This is a genomic window from Spirosoma rhododendri, assembly GCF_012849055.1.
Classification (GTDB): Bacteria; Bacteroidota; Bacteroidia; order Cytophagales; family Spirosomataceae; genus Spirosoma; species Spirosoma rhododendri.
On record NZ_CP051677.1, the window covers coordinates 2,319,062 to 2,334,798 of the forward strand.

General features: G+C 56.9%; 11 protein-coding genes. 5 read left to right on the forward strand and 6 right to left on the reverse strand.

From position 1 onward, the window contains the following. Window positions 1-6 precede the first annotated feature (6 nt). The gene (locus tag HH216_RS09765) at window positions 7-909 is read right to left on the reverse strand and encodes an alpha-1,2-fucosyltransferase (RefSeq protein ID WP_169550649.1); all 903 of its coding nucleotides are present in this window, start codon (window positions 907-909) and stop codon (window positions 7-9) included. A gap of 31 nt (window positions 910-940) precedes the next feature. Here HH216_RS09765 and HH216_RS09770 point away from each other — a divergent pair, with 31 nt between their 5' ends. Next, complete coding sequence (locus HH216_RS09770; RefSeq protein ID WP_169550650.1) at window positions 941-1,714, forward strand: DUF268 domain-containing protein; 774 nt, start codon at window positions 941-943, stop codon at window positions 1,712-1,714. Window positions 1,715-1,716: 2 nt separating this feature from the next. Further along, complete coding sequence (locus tag HH216_RS09775) at window positions 1,717-2,955, forward strand: glycosyltransferase family 9 protein (RefSeq protein ID WP_169550651.1); 1,239 nt, start codon at window positions 1,717-1,719, stop codon at window positions 2,953-2,955. Here HH216_RS09775 and HH216_RS09780 read toward each other — a convergent pair. Together HH216_RS09780 and HH216_RS09785 are read right to left on the reverse strand one after the other, a co-directional pair. Beyond that, window positions 2,922-3,824 carry a hypothetical protein gene (locus HH216_RS09780; protein WP_169550652.1) on the reverse strand — a complete coding sequence of 301 codons (903 nt, stop codon included), beginning with the start codon at window positions 3,822-3,824 and terminating at the stop codon, window positions 2,922-2,924. The genes HH216_RS09775 and HH216_RS09780 overlap by 34 nt on opposite strands. 64 nt (window positions 3,825-3,888) lie before the next feature. Beyond that, the gene (locus tag HH216_RS09785; RefSeq protein ID WP_169550653.1) at window positions 3,889-4,692 is read right to left on the reverse strand and encodes a class I SAM-dependent methyltransferase; all 804 of its coding nucleotides are present in this window, start codon (window positions 4,690-4,692) and stop codon (window positions 3,889-3,891) included. A gap of 191 nt (window positions 4,693-4,883) precedes the next feature. On the opposite strand from HH216_RS09785, the gene gcvP reads away from it, so the two are divergent. Then, complete coding sequence (gene gcvP / locus HH216_RS09790; protein ID WP_169550654.1) at window positions 4,884-7,763, forward strand: aminomethyl-transferring glycine dehydrogenase; 2,880 nt, start codon at window positions 4,884-4,886, stop codon at window positions 7,761-7,763. A gap of 185 nt (window positions 7,764-7,948) precedes the next feature. Here gcvP and atpC read toward each other — a convergent pair whose 3' ends face one another. The 3 genes from atpC to atpD all read right to left on the reverse strand — a co-directional run bounded on the left by atpC (window position 7,949) and on the right by atpD (window position 10,565). Next, the gene (gene atpC / locus HH216_RS09795) at window positions 7,949-8,194 is read right to left on the reverse strand and encodes an ATP synthase F1 subunit epsilon (protein ID WP_169550655.1); all 246 of its coding nucleotides are present in this window, start codon (window positions 8,192-8,194) and stop codon (window positions 7,949-7,951) included. 11 nt (window positions 8,195-8,205) lie between these two features. Further along, on the reverse strand, window positions 8,206-8,898 hold the full coding sequence (locus HH216_RS09800) for a hypothetical protein (protein ID WP_254448762.1): 693 nt from the start codon (window positions 8,896-8,898) through the stop codon (window positions 8,206-8,208). Between the two features lie 143 nt (window positions 8,899-9,041). Continuing rightward, window positions 9,042-10,565, reverse strand: coding sequence for a F0F1 ATP synthase subunit beta (atpD, locus tag HH216_RS09805; RefSeq protein ID WP_169550656.1), 1,524 nt, complete (start codon window positions 10,563-10,565; stop codon window positions 9,042-9,044). Window positions 10,566-10,846: 281 nt separating this feature from the next. Here atpD and malQ point away from each other — a divergent pair, with 281 nt between their 5' ends. Next, the gene (malQ, locus tag HH216_RS09810; RefSeq protein WP_169550657.1) at window positions 10,847-12,418 is read left to right on the forward strand and encodes a 4-alpha-glucanotransferase; all 1,572 of its coding nucleotides are present in this window, start codon (window positions 10,847-10,849) and stop codon (window positions 12,416-12,418) included. Window positions 12,419-12,644: 226 nt separating this feature from the next. Next, window positions 12,645-15,689: a hypothetical protein gene (locus tag HH216_RS09815; RefSeq protein ID WP_169550658.1), complete on the forward strand. Its 3,045-nt coding sequence runs from the start codon at window positions 12,645-12,647 to the stop codon at window positions 15,687-15,689. Window positions 15,690-15,737: the final 48 nt, after the last annotated feature.

Here is a 15,737-nt window from a genome sequence, read left to right on the forward strand (position 1 = left end):
CCTCCTTCAGCGGGGCGGGGCGGGGTAAAGCCCTAACCGGCGGAACACCCTGACGCCAATTTTCAGGGCGCTCATATATAGCGAGTAAACCGGATAGGCGAGGACGTAGGTAATGGCTTTCCGGCGCGGGTCGACATCATCGGGCATGAGCGGGATAAAACCGGTTGCGTAGAGGTCGCGGGCGTAGTGCTGGGGGCGGGGTGAGGTAGCGGGACCAAACCAGTAAGCGGGGCAGTAAACCAGTTTGTCGGGCGACGGATTAAGCCACGCGCCCCACCAGCTAAAACTGCTGTTCGACAGAATATGATGGCGGCAGAGCGACATCAGAAATAGGTCCGCAATGTCGCTTTCGCCCTCAACAAACGTGAATTGGTCGCCCGTAAACTGGTGGCGGCACCAAGCGATGTCGTCCGAAAAAACCAGAAAACGGGTGTCGTTCGGGAATTTACGGATGGCTGTCTGGTAGTAAGCGAGGGGTTGGGGCGGAAACGCGGCCCGCTGCCGAACGTAGTCGCCCCGCCGGACATGCAGACTGACTGGCTGTTGCGCTAATAAAGCACCGTAGCGGGTTTGCAGATCGGCCGACAGCTCAGGGGCGGGGGTAAAGTAGTGGCGTACTTGATCGGCTGCATCAGCGAAAAAGCGTTCGCTCTGAAACGATCCGCGCAAATCCCAGTCGCCGGTAGGCAGGTCGACGGGTTGATAGGCAAACGAGGGCTGCTCGTAAGGGCGCGCGCCGGGAACCTGACCTGTTGGGAGCGGATTGGCAAAAAAACGGCTGTAAGACCAGGGGGGCAGCGTAAAAGGCTGACCGTTGCGGTGGGCAATACCGATGGTGGCGGCTACGCAGAACAGCTGATTGCCCAAACGGCCCCACGGTAACGTACCCAACTGGCTAAACGTAATCATTGTATACACTGACTCGGGTCAGTCCTGACTTATGATTGACAAAATTACACGTTTACTGGCGCAAAAAGCGCGCGAAGCCGGGCGGGGTGTTCGGGGTACGTCGGCCTTTCTGCGCGACTGGCAGGAGATTAAAAAACTGGCCCCGCAGCAACCTGATTTTCCCGTCATCGACTATTATCCGGTCCTGACTGATCGTTACGTAGAAAGCGGCAATCTGACGCACCACTATTTCGATCAGGACCTGACGATGGCGCAGCGCATCTTTCAGAACAACCCCGCGCAGCACGTCGATATCGGGTCGCGCATCGACGGTTTTGTGGCCCACGTAGCCACGTTCCGACCGATCGAACTGTTCGATATCCGCCCGCTGAACCGGCCCATTTCAAACGTTACATTCCGGCAGGTCGACTTTATGCAGTTGCCCGACGAGCTGATCGAGTACACCGACTCAATTAGTTCGCTGCACGTAATCGAGCACTTCGGGCTGGGCCGCTACGGCGATCCGCTCGATGTGAACGGGCACCTGAAAGCGCTGGATAACATCTACCGAGTGCTGAAACCCGGCGGCCGTTTTTACTTCTCAACGCCCGTCAGTACGCAGCAAGGTATTGTTTTCAACGCGCACCGGGTGTTCCGCGTCGACTATCTGGTTAGTCTATTCGAGAAACAGTACGACATTGCCAATTTCTGGTTGATCGATGACAGCAACACGCTACGCGCCGGGCTGGATTGCCACTCGGAAGCAGCCCGTCATAGCTTCGGCTGCTCATTCGGCTGCGGCATGTTTGAACTGGTAAAGCGGTAGGTATGAATCTGAAAGAATCGATACGCCTGTTGAAAACGTCGCCCTGGCTGCGGCCGGTGCTGCTGGCTATCGATGCGGTGCTGTGGCTGGTCGACACAATAGCTATCCTAAGTACACGCCGGCAGAAGTCAGACGAGTCGGTACTGGCGATTCTGAAATTCGACGCGCTGGGCGATTACCTGATGCTGCGGGCCTACGTCCGCTACCTGCGTACGCATCCCGATTACCAGTCGTACACGTTTTGCCTGGTGGGGAATACCGCATTCCGGCAGATGGCCGAATTTGCCGACGCTGATCTGTTCAATAGCTTTGTCTGGATCGACATATACCGGCTTTCAACTCAACCGCTGTACCGTTTTCAGACGGCCAGCGAGCTGCGAAAGCGTGACTTCGCTGTAACAATAAATCCTACCCGTAGCCGGGTGCTGGTGCTCGACGATTTCATGACACGCGTTTGCGGAGCCCCCGCCCGGATTGGCTGCGTTACCGATCTGACTAACACAACAGAAACCGAAGCCCGCTGGGGCGACACGTACTTTACCCGTCTGCTGCCGACCGACACGGCCGTCGTATTTGAAGCCGAGCGTAACCGGCAGCTATTCAGTCGACTGCTCGATACATCGCTGTCGCTACTTCCTATGCAGCTACCGGCGGTATCGGTCGGGCGATTGACTTTGCCAGACAGGTTCATGATTCTGTCGCCGGGGGCGGGGGCACCGGACAAAATCTGGCCAATGGCGCGCTTCGCCGAGGTGCTGGCGTTTTTGCATGAGCTACGGCCGGAACTAACAATGCTGGTGACGGGAACTGCCAGCGAATCGTATTTGTACGAGCAACTGCAAGCCAGCCTGCCGCCCGATACACCGGTACAGTCGCTGGTGGGTAAGTTGTCGCAGGGTGAACTGATTGGCGCGGTACGCAAGGCCGAGCTGGTACTGGCCAATGATTCGGGCATTGTCCACATTGCGGCTGCGGTCGGTACACCCTGCCTGTCGCTGTCGGCGGGTAAGTCGATTGTGCGGTGGCACCCATACCCGGCGGCTATCGCCCCGCAGATACGGCATGTATACCCGGCTTTCTTCGACGACTGGATGCATCGTCTGCCTGAACTGGCTCCGGCTGTCGCAGCCGAAGCACCGGTGCCTGTCGATAGTCTGGATGTCGATCGGGTAAAGCAGGCGTTACGGCAGCTGCTGACTGACATCGATCAGCGTTTTACCAATCCCATCAGTGTGAAGTAACCCCACTCCAGCACGCGCATGTACCACGGTTGCCGGTGAATATGGGTCGCGTCGTACCAGTCGGCGTCCGTGTTGATCGCGACCGTTGGCGGGTGAACGAGCGGTTGTTCGAGCGGTTCCGTAAACAGATCGGCCAGCCAGCGCGGCTTGCGGACCGTGTGGGTTGCGCCCAGGCCAAACCCGATGTTTGTGACCTGACTGATGCGCGGGACAATTGATAGCCCATTGTACCGCCGAATGGCCACCAGCCACTGCACATCCCAGGTGTCGAGCCGGCCGGTGATTACTTCATTCAATATCCAACGCAATCGCTGATTGAAATAAGGCGCCGTCAGCGACACGTGCCGGGCGTTTTCAGCCGGATCGACAGTATAGCGTTGCCACGCCCGGCGCCAGGTTGCCCAGCCCCAGATCGACGCGAAACCCGAAAAATAGTACGAAGCCCCCGCCGTCACATCCCGCCGTGCCTGAAACGTGATACCGCTGATATGCATGACCCGGTCGTCGTCGCGGTAGCGGTCGAGCAGATCGGTACAGAATGAAAAAAAAGTTGGCTCGGGCAGGCAGTCATCTTCCAGAATAATACCTGCATCGACCTGCGAAAAAAACCAGTCGATGGCTGACGACACGGCCCGCTTACATCCCAGGTTTTCTTCCCGAAACAGTGTTTTTACCTCACAGGGCCAGTCGACCTGCCGCGCAATCTGCCGCGTCTGTTCGCAGAGAGCCGCTTCGCCCGGTCGGGTAGGGCGCGGGCCATCGGCGGCAACGAACAAACGAGCGGGGCGGGCCTGCCGAATACGCTCAAACACCTGCTGCGTCGTATCGGGCCGATTGAAGATCAGAAAAAGAACGGGAGCGGTGGGCATTGACTGCGTGTTTAAAGTTTGTGGTTTAAAGTCTAAAGTTTCACGTCGACGATGACGTTGAACCTTAAACCGTTAGTCTGCCCGCCTGGGTGCGCTGTTCGAGCAGGGTCGCGTCTGATACGGTTTTGCTTTTCAGAAACAGCCTCAGCACTGACGCCAGCCCAAACCGACCGGCGGCTACCAGCAGCGGAAATACCAGCGGGGGCAGCGGTTTGCGGGTGTATAGGTGGTAATTGAGCAGGTTGTAGTAATGCAACCCTTCCTGCTTGCCCAGATACGCCAGCGTTTCGGGCCGGTACAGCGCCACGTGCTGCCCGTGGTGCGGAGCATAGTACCACCACTTATCGAGCGCAGGAGCCGGGTCGGGACAGGGCTGCGTCGTAAAAAAAACGTTGTCTGAATAAGCCAGAATTTTCCGCAGCTCGTCGGCGGGGTTGACGAAATGCTCGAAGCACTCAAACGCCGTTGCCAGCTCGTACCGGCCCGCAGCGTCGGTTGGCGTATCGGCCTCAAACCCCTTTGCCAGCAAATTTGGCGCGTATGGATCGGTCGTGAAAAAATCAAAACCGGCATCGCGCATGTACCGGGTCAGTACGCCGTAACCACCCGCGTAATCGACGAAGCGCCCGTGCCGATTGAATAGAAAAAACAGCAGCGCAATCGCCGAGTCACCCAGTACCTGTCCGCGTCGAAGCGTGCCCGTATCGGTCGTGGTAAAGGCGCTCTGGTACGCTTCATCGAGCCAGTACGGTGTTTCGGTCTGCACAAACCGGCAGGTAGGGCATTCGTAATAGCCCACCTCGTATTTGCTCAGGATGGTGGCCCGAAACAGCGGCTTGGCTTCGCTGGCGCAGATTCGACAGATCATTTTCAGGGTTTAAGGGTTAGGGTCTACCGTTTACTGTTGATTCATAGCTGGTTTTCACCTTGAACCTCAAACATCAAACCAGAAACGAGCGAAGCGAAAGTACGGCGTGTTTTTGGGGTTGACAACCCGGTGATGGCACCTTTTGCCGTACCTTTGAGTTTTGACAGATAGATAACCAAGGCCAGTCCGGCATGAAACTAAATCTTCTTCCAACAGACGTATTTGAAGACCGACATCACGGTCAAACCGACGCGGCTCAGGCCGATATGCTCCGTGCAGTAGGGGTAGCCACGCTCGACGAACTGATCGATCAGACAGTGCCGGCAGCGATTCGGCTGAACGCTCCGCTCGACCTGCCAGCTCCCAAAACGGAAGCGCAGTTTCTGGCTGATTTTCGTAAACTGGCATCCCAGAACAAGATTTTCAAATCATACATCGGAGCAGGGTATTATGATACCCTGACGCCGAACGTCATTCTACGCAATATCCTGGAAAACCCAGCCTGGTACACCGCTTACACGCCGTATCAGGCTGAAATAGCACAGGGACGGCTCGAAGCGCTGCTGAATTTCCAGACGGTTGTGTCGGATCTGACGGGTATGGACCTCGCCAATGCTTCCCTGCTCGATGAGGCAACGGCGGCTGCCGAAGCCATGAACCTGCTGTTTGCGACGCGCCCGACCAGCCGGAAAAACGCGACGACTTTTTTCGTGTCGGAGCGTTGCCACCCGCAAACGATCGATGTTATCAAAACCCGCGCGACACCCATCGGCATAACCGTGCAGATTGGCGATCATCAGCGGGCCGACCTGACAAAGGGCGACATATTCGGGATGTTGCTGCAATACCCCGCCACCGATGGTACCGTGTTCGACTACACCGACCTGATCGCGTCGGCGCACGAATTGGGTATCACGGTTGCCGTTGCTGCTGATCTGCTGTCGCTGACGCTCCTAACCCCTCCGGGTGAAATGGGGGCCGACGTGGTCGTTGGTTCGGCGCAGCGCTTTGGCGTACCGATGGGCTTTGGCGGTCCACACGCGGCTTTCTTCGCCACCCGCGACGCGCTGAAGCGGCAGATTCCGGGTCGAATCATCGGCGTATCGCAGGATGCACAGGGCAAGCCCGCTCTGCGGATGGCGCTGCAAACCCGCGAACAGCACATCCGGCGCGAAAAGGCAACGTCGAATATTTGCACCGCGCAGGTGCTGCTGGCCGTAATGGCGGGTAGTTATGCGGTCTATCACGGCCCGGCCCGGCTTCGCGCTATTGGCGAACACGTACACGGCCTGACCAAGTTGTTTGCTTCGGCCCTGCAACGTAGTGGGTTCAACCTGACGACGGAAACGTATTTCGATACAGTCACGGTACGGGTAGACGACGTTGAATCGCTGCGTAAATCGGCGCGGGCGGCCCAGCTCAACCTGTGCTACAACATTGATGACGAGCACGTCAGCATTTCGTTTGATGAAGCCAAAACGCTGGCTGATGTAGCCGAATTGCTCAACGTGTTTGGCGTAAAAGCTGATCTCGATACGTTGGCGGCTGATCTGGAAATCAGCTGGCCGGAGCGGCTGGTCCGCACGTCGGAGTACCTGACGCACCCCGTCTTCAACACGCACCACACCGAGCACGAGATGCTGCGGTATCTGAAATCACTCGAAGAGAAAGACTTGTCGCTGGTTCATTCGATGATTTCGCTGGGTAGCTGCACGATGAAACTCAACGCCACCGCCGAGATGATCCCGGTAACGTGGCCGGAATTCGGCAGGCTGCACCCCTTCGCCCCGAAAGACCAGACGGCGGGTTATCAGCAACTGTTTGCCGACCTGAACAAATGGCTTTGTGAAATCACCGGTTTTGCGGCTATGTCGTTGCAACCCAATTCTGGCGCGCAGGGCGAATATGCGGGGCTGATGGTGATTCGGGCGTATCACGAAAGCCGGGGCGACAATCACCGCACAGTGTCGTTGATTCCGCAGTCGGCGCACGGCACCAACCCTGCCAGTGCGGTGATGGCGGGTATGAAAGTTGTGATCGTGAAGTGCGATGAGCGCGGCAACATCGACGTGGCCGACCTGAAAGCGAAAGCCGAGCAGTACAGCAATGACCTGTCGTGCCTGATGGTGACCTACCCATCGACGCACGGGGTGTTTGAAGAAAGTATCAAAGAAATCTGCGACATCATCCACCAGCACGGCGGGCAGGTGTATATGGACGGTGCCAACATGAACGCGCAGGTAGGCCTTACCTCGCCCGCTGCTATCGGTGCCGACGTTTGTCACCTGAATCTGCACAAGACGTTCTGTATTCCGCATGGCGGTGGTGGTCCGGGTATGGGACCGATCGGTGTAGCTGAGCAACTTGTACCGTTCCTGCCGGGTCATGCGGTGGTGAAAACGGGTGGTAACGACGCTATCTCGGCCGTATCGGCAGCTCCTTACGGCTCGGCCAGCATCCTGACAATTTCGTACGCGTACATCGCTATGATGGGCGGTGAAGGATTGACCCGCGCTACGAAGCAGGCCATCCTGAACGCCAACTACATCAAAGCCCGGCTCGAAGGGCACTACGATACACTGTACAGCGGTGCGAACGGTCGTGCAGCCCACGAAATGATTATCGAGTGTCGTCCGTTTAAAGCAGCGGCTGGCGTCGAAGTCGAAGATATCGCCAAGCGATTGATGGACTACGGTTTCCACGCGCCAACCGTATCGTTCCCCGTGGCCGGTACGTTGATGATCGAACCAACTGAATCGGAATCGAAAGCTGAACTCGACCGGTTCTGCGACGCCATGATCGCTATTCGGGAAGAGATTCGCGAAATCGAAACGGGTGCCGCCGACAAAGCCGACAACGTGCTGAAACATGCGCCCCACACGGCGACCGTCGCACTGTCTGACAACTGGGAGCGGTCATACAGCCGCGAGAAAGCAGTTTATCCGCTGCCGTACGTCCGAGCCCGCAAGTTCTGGCCGAGCGTCAGCCGGATCGATTCGGCCTTCGGTGACCGGAACCTCGTCTGTGCCTGCGTTCCAACGGAAGCATACACCGAAGAAGCAGCTGTCTGATAAAAGCCGGTGCATCTGTAATTACAAGTGAAAAGGGAGAGCCTACATAGGCTTTCCCTTTTCACTTGTATAAGTAGTGTCGGGTCAAGTCGGGCTGGCCATCCAGACGCAACACCACGACAGATAAAAAGTAAAAGGGGGCGATCCAACAGGACCGCCCCTTTTACTATGCGTAAATAGGCTGGTTAAGCAACGATTGCTTCGGCCAAAACCAGCACGTTGTTTTGCAGTACTTCAACGACGCCACCATCGACGTTGAACGTTTGCTGACCCGACGCCGACTGAACGACGATGGGGCCACGGTCCAGCGTGCTGACAAGGGGAGCGTGATCGTTCAGTACCTGAAACTGACCTTCGCTGCCCGGAAACGTGATCGACGTTGCTTCACCGGAAAAGACCTTACGGTCGGGGGTAATGATATCTAGCGTCATGGCTATATGGCTTACAAAGCCCCTTTTACAAAATTGAGAACGCTGCCGACCTGAGTTTTAACAACCGGTTCGGCTGCTTTGGCAGCTAAACCGCCCTGATCGAGTTTGCCGACGCTGCCCAGTGCCGTTGTAATCAGCGACTGCCCCGACGACTGAGCGCCACCGCCCAGCGCGGAAAGTCCACCGCTGATACCCGACAGGCCACTGGTGATCGAGCCAGCCTTGCCAAGCAGTGAACCTGCCGACATGATGCCTTCCAGCTTACCAGCGTTCGACGCCATTTTGGCAAGGCCTATTGCAGACCGCAGCCCGCCCGCTCCAATACCACCACCAGCAATCAGTGGCAAAATCGCTTTGAGCTTACCGACCTGCGCCATGATTTTGTCTTTGAACGAGGTCTTGCTGGCACTGGCTTCCAGCCCGGCAATGCCTGACTGTAGCGCCTGCGTGGATGCTGCTTTGTTGCCGCTCTCCAGCGCCGTCACCGACTTATCGAGCTGGGCATCTGTGCTGTCCGTTGTCATACTCGTCGCCGACTGCGAAGTGGCTGTCGATACGCTGGCAGAGTCACGAACGGTACCCATCACCGTCGGTTTGGAGGTAGCTGGCACGCCCGGTGTAGACACACCCGGCACGATTTGCGCGTTTACGGACCCAAAACTGATACAGCCGATCAGCAGTCCGAATAATCCAATTGTCTTCATACACCTATTGGTTGATTAGTCACTGAATTAGACGAACATGAGTCGGGGAAGTATCAGGTGGGTTTAAGGTTTATCGTTTACTGTTCAATGTTGGCCTGACGGAAAACCTTAAACATCAAACGATAAACCTTAAACCCGCAAAACTACTGCCCGGCTTCTTTCATGATGCGCTCACCTTTGGCGATGGCATCTTCGATGGTGCCGACCAGGTTGAACGCAGACTCCGGCAGGTGGTCATACTTGCCGTCGATGATTTCGTTAAAGCCTTTAATGGTATCTTCGATAGGAACGAGTACGCCTTTCAGACCGGTGAACTGCTCAGCTACGAAGAACGGCTGCGACAGGAAGCGCTGCACCCGGCGGGCACGGCTTACGACCAGCTTATCTTCTTCCGACAGTTCTTCCAGACCCAGAATGGCGATGATGTCCTGCAATTCTTTGTAGCGTTGCAGAATCTCTTTCACCCGCTGCGCCGTGTTGTAGTGCGCGTCGCCCAGTACTTCGGCGCTCAGAATCCGCGAGGTCGAGTCGAGAGGGTCAACGGCAGGGTAGATACCCAGCTCGGCGATTTTCCGGCTCAATACCGTCGTAGCGTCAAGGTGAGCAAAGGTCGTAGCCGGAGCAGGGTCGGTCAAGTCATCGGCAGGTACGTAAACGGCCTGTACCGATGTGATCGAACCACGCTTGGTCGAGGTGATGCGCTCCTGCATGACACCCATTTCGGTAGCCAGCGTAGGCTGGTAACCTACGGCCGACGGCATCCGGCCCAGCAGAGCCGATACTTCCGAACCTGCCTGCGTGAAGCGGAAAATGTTGTCGACAAAGAACAGAATGTCGCGACCGGCACCTTCGCCGTCGCCATCGCGGAAGTGCTCAGCGATCGTCAGACCCGACAGGGCTACCCGTGCGCGGGCTCCCGGTGGCTCGTTCATCTGACCGAACACGAACGTAGCCTGGCTCTTGGTCATCTCGTCGAGGTCGACCTGGCTGAGATCCCAGCCACCTTCTTCCATCGAGTGCTTGAAGTTCTCGCCGTATTTGATGATACCAGCTTCGATCATTTCGCGTAGCAGGTCATTTCCTTCGCGGGTACGCTCACCCACACCGGCAAATACCGACAGACCGGCGTATGCTTTCGCGATGTTGTTGATAAGCTCCTGAATCAGTACGGTCTTGCCTACACCGGCACCACCGAAGAGGCCGATCTTACCACCTTTTGCGTAAGGTTCCAGCAGGTCAATTACTTTGATACCGGTAAACAGTACTTCGGTCGATGTTGCCAGATCTTCGAATTTAGGGGCTTCCCGGTGAATGGGCAGGCCACCCGAACTTTTAGGCTGGGGAATACCGTCGATGGCTTCGCCAACAACGTTGAACAGCCGGCCACGGATGCCATCGCCCGTAGGCATGGTGATCTGCGTGCCGAGGTCCGTTACGTCCATGCCGCGATAAAGTCCTTCGGTCGAATCCATGGCAATGGTCCGGACGCGGTCTTCGCCCAGGTGCTGCTGGCATTCCAGAATTACTTTCTGACCATTGGCTCTGGTTACACTGAGGGCGTCGAGGATAGCGGGGATACGCGTTCCTTCGCCTTCGAAACTCACGTCCACAACCGGCCCGATTATCTGCGTAATCTTACCTGTATTGACTGCCGTTTCCGTAATCATCTGTATGTGGTATTGCTGATTGAAAAGTTGCCCATTGTTTGGGACTGCAAAAGTAGATCATAAACGGCGGAAAGTAAAGGGTCCGTTTTTGCATTTTACCCGTATCGCGCAAGACGATCCGATTGGCAGTAAGGTTTTTACCAACTAGCCAGAACAAAAACCAATCGGCGCGCATTTGTACAAAAGTTAGTTTGTCATTCCCGCAAAATGCGCCGGACCGACGAACCCGCGTCGCGCTCAGGGCAGGGCGCGCCGATCAGTACCAACGTTATCGTTTTTTCATGCTACAGCAACGTTCAAGCGGATTACTCCTTCACATTACATCGCTGCCATCGGCACACGGCGTCGGCGATCTGGGACCTGAAGCCTATCGCTTCGCCGATTTTCTGGAAGCGTCGGGCCAGACCTACTGGCAGATTCTGCCGCTGACCCCGGTCGATCCGGGCGCTGGCTTTTCCCCTTACAGTAGCCCGTCCGCGTTTGCTGGTAACATACTCATGATTAGCCTGGAGAAACTGGCGGAGGAAGGGTTGCTGAGCGACGATGATCTGACAACGCTGAACGAGAAACCGCTGGAAGATGTAACCATAGCCGAGCCGGCCTCGGGCGATTCGGCCGTGCTGGCGGGGCCGCTGGTGCTGGCACCGTCGACGCTGCACGCGGCCTGGATCAAGAAACGGCCGTTGCTTGAGCAGGCAGCCGAAACGTTCCGGCGCGATGCATCGCTGGCCCGGCAGGCAGACTTCGTTCAATTTACGCAGCGGCAGGCCGACTGGCTTGATGACTATGCGCTGTTTACGGCCCTGCAGGAAGAAACCGGCGAACCATTCTGGCTGCGCTGGCCCGAAGAGCTGGTCCGGCGCGACCCGGCCACTATTAGTCGGTACACCGAACTGCTGCGCGACAAGATTGAACTGGTGAAGATTCAGCAGTTCTTTTTCTTCGGTCAGTGGAATGAGCTGATCAACTACTGCTATTCCCGTAAGATTCACCTGATTGGCGACATCCCGATTTATGTGCAGTTCAACAGTGCCGACGTGTGGGCTAACCCGACGATGTTTAAACTGGACGAGAATCTGCAACCGCTTTACGTAGCTGGTGCGCCCCCCGACTATTTCAGCGAGTACGGCCAGCGGTGGGGTAACCCGATCTACGACTGGGCCGAGCACGAACGGACAGGCTTTACGTGGTGGATGCGCCGGATGCGGCACCAGATGTCGCTCTACAGCCTGACCCGGCTCGACCATTTTCTGGGCTTTGCTGTGTACTGGGAAATTCCGGCGAGCGAACCGACCGCGAAGGTTGGCGAATGGGTCAAAGCGCCGATCGAAGCGTTTATGCACGCCATGTACCGGCAATTTGTCAGCCTGCCCATCATCGCCGAAGACCTCGGTGCGCGTACCGCCGACGTGCAGCCGCACCTGCGCCACTACGGAATTCCGGGTATGCGGGTGGTGCAGTTTGGCTTCGGGGAGGACCTGCCTACTTCATCGCATATCCCGCACAACCACGCCGAAAACTTCGTGGTCTACTCCGGCACACACGACAATAACACAACCTTGGGCTGGTTCCACGAAAGCAGCGAAGCTGTCTGTCAGCGCATCAGCGACTATCTGGGCTTCGATGCTACGGCCGAAACAATCGTCGATCAGGTGTGCCGCCTGACGATGCAGTCAGTAGCGCGGCTGGCGATCATCCCCGTACAGGATCTGCTGAACCTCGACGAAACCAACCGCATGAACACTCCCGGTCTGGGTGGCCGTAGCTGGCAATGGCGCCTGCACCCCGACCAACTGACCGAAGAAGCATCGGCCTGGCTGCTGAAGATGACGAAGATGACGGGAAGAGGGTAGAGGTTTCCCTCACCCCCTACCCCTCTCCCAAAACGGGAGAGGGGTGACTATCGGTAAATTCTTCCTTGACACTTCCGTTCTAGAACCGGAACTGTTGTTGGGCGTTGGCATCTCCCCTCTCCCGTTTTGGGCGGTCCGCCGTCGCGGGAGGGGCCGGGGACGGTCGGCCGCTGCCGTGAGGGCAATTACTCAGGCACTAAGCCGCCCGCGCCTACGTTCTGGCAATATGTCGTCGTTGTTTTTCTGGAAAACGTGGGATCGTTCGCACCGGTTGGGATACCTGATCGGGCTATTCTTTGTGGTCATTAGTCTGGTATTGCTGGCGATTGCGTGGCTAAACGGCATTAACACGGCTGTTCGCTGGGATGTGCTTAGCGAACTGACCGACGTTCCGGTTGCCGTGCACACGTTCACCGACGGGTTACTCAGCTACACGGCCGCGGGAAAAGCGTACACCGTGTCGGAGCAATTTCTGGCGTCGGCCATACAGGTGCATCCTGCGCTGGCAACGGCCTGTCTGACGGGCGTTGCCAGCGCTTTTGTGCTAGTAATGAGTGCGCTGACTCGCTTTGGTCGGTTGCGCTATCTGATCGGGATGGGTATCCTGATTCTCGGCATGGCGTTCTTCCGTTGGGAAATGCTGGAAGTGCCGGGGCTTGAAGGAAATACGCTCTTCCTGATCCTGACGGTGCTATTCGGCGGGTTGAGTTACTACTTCCACGCTTTCCGCTCCGACCTGCTCATTCATGTTCGCCTGCTGGCGTTTGGGCTGTTGACCGGCGCAACGGCTCTTGCTATCAGCTTGTCGTCGCCGGTTGCGTTGCCTGCTATGGCATTGCTCAGTTACGGTATGCCCGTACTGCTGGCGATGAGTGTCGGATTCATCTTTTTTATCAGTGCCGAGATCATCGCGGGGCTGGTCTGGCTAACCTCGACCAGCCGTGATCAAAACCGCCCATCAGCCGAAATCGCCGGGTTGGTCGTCGATCAGCCCACGGTGCCGGGAACGACGCTGGGTACCCGAAATTTTCTGGTCATTACGGGCTTGTACCTGATTAATCTGGTGCTGATCTGGTTGAAGAACACCAAGCTGGTCGAATGGGATGTGCTGGCGATCAGTCCGTTTCTGCTGTACATGATTTCAGCGGTAGTCGGTATCTGGGGATTCCGGCGATTGACCGAACAGCAGGACGTGGTGTCTTTCCGCGATGGGGCCGCATTTCTCTACGCTGGTTTGGCCCTGCTGACTACGCTCACGATCAGCTATGCGTTTGCCACCGCCAACGATCCGATCACTGAGATGTTCGAAGACGTGATCGTCTATACCCATCTGGGAATGGGCTTGGTGTTTGTCGTATACGTATACATCAATTTCTGGCCGATTTTCAAACAGCACCGGGCCGTTTACCGCATTCTGTACAAACCAAAACGGCTGGAGCTTAGCCTGTTTCGCGTAGTCGGATTTGTGCTGACCATCATTCTGCTTTCGACGGGGGGACTGATTACGCTGCGGCAGGCCATTGCGGGTTATTACAACGGACTGGGTGATTATTACGTACTCAGTGGTCAGCGGCCGTCGGCGGAAGCGTTTTACCGGCTGGCGCTGGAACAGGAGTTTCAAAACCACAAATCGAATTATTCGCTGGCGTCGCTGGCGATGCAGCAGGATGATCAGGCAACGGCCTCGTTTTACTACCAGCGGGCGACCCTCAAGCAGCCGCATCCGCAGGATTACGTTGGGCTAAGCCAGGCGTATTTGCAGACCAGCTTATTTTTTGAGGCCGTCAAAGCCTTGCAGCAGGGTATTCGCACTTTCCCCGATAATGGCGAGCTGAAGAATAATCTGGGCTTTCTCTACGCCCGGACAAGTGTTGCCGACTCAGCTTACTTTTACCTCAAAGCCGCCAGCGAGCAGGCCAAAAACGCTGACGTGCCCGAATCGAATTTGCTGGGTTTTTACGCGCGCCATCCGCTCGTACTGTCGGCCGATTCGACGCTGGCGCAATCCGTAAAACCGTCGAACTACGAATCGTACCAGGCTAATGCACTCGCTCTGCGTCTGGTGGCGCAAACAGATACGACGCAGCCCACGCGACCCGACTGGCTGGCTGAGGCCTCCGCCGGGCAGGGGTTGAGCATCGGGCGGTTTGCTAACGTGTACAACTATGCCCTTGCCAGTCATCAGCCCGATACGGTGCTGACGAATCGACTCCGTGTGCAGCTGACTAGCCCGCTGAACCAGGATTTTACCGACGAGTTATTATTGGCGCAGGCCGTGGCTGAGTACAACGCTTTTCACCCTGCCGACGCCTTTGCGATACTCACCCAGCTGGCAGAGAATGACCCGATCAACGGGCCATCGTACCGGCAGACGGCAGGTGTCTTGATGCTTGAGCAGGGATTGTACCAGTCGGCGGCCGATCAGTTTGGCGGCAACAAAGACACGACGTCGATCTATTACCGGGCCATTGCACTGACCAAGAAAGGCGATTTGCCGGTTGCGCAATCGCTTTGGGAAACGGCTGCTGCGACCGACTCGGCGGTGGCGGCTCTGAAACAGGTGTTGTACGACGAACGCAAGCCCATCACCGACATCGAAAAGGCAATGTACGTAGCCTACCGGCCCGACAATGCGGGTCGTGGGGCTTATTGGCAAACCATCACTGACCCTGATCTGAAAACGGTTGCGGGCGTGTATCTGGCCAATGACTATCTGGCCCAGTTGCAATGGCGCAACGCGCAGCTGATGCTGTCGGGGATGCCCACAAAAGGAGTAAGTCCGCTGGCGGTATCACTGCGTAATGTAGCGGCCATTCGGCTGTCGGCCTTTCGGCGCAGCGTTGGTTCTGCGGAGACAATGGCCGACTCGATTCTGCCCCAGCAACGCGCCGAAGCCGACTACTGGCTTGGGGAAACCTATCAGCGAACCCGCCAGCCTCAGAAAGCCGCGTACTGGTTCAGCCGGGCACTGTACCGCGCCCCGCTCAATGCCCATGTGGTATCAGCTGTTGCCGATCAGTTGCAGGCCCGGCAACAGACGCAGGCCGCCTACGACCTGGTGCTCTCGGCGCTGCCTTACAACGGCGATCAGCCCGATTTGCTGCGCCGGTACATTACGTTGTGCCTTGCCATCGGCCTGCCCGACTACGCCGATGAGGCACTGGCGAAACTACAGGCTGCCAGTTCTCCCGCCGACTATCAGGTGTTTTTGGTGGATTATCAGAAAAAAATGGCGTTGAACGAAAACCGCCGGCGGAAGTTCGCTGAATAGGTTAGATTTGGCTGGTGTCGTGGCTGGTTTGCAGGCCGGGCCGGATAA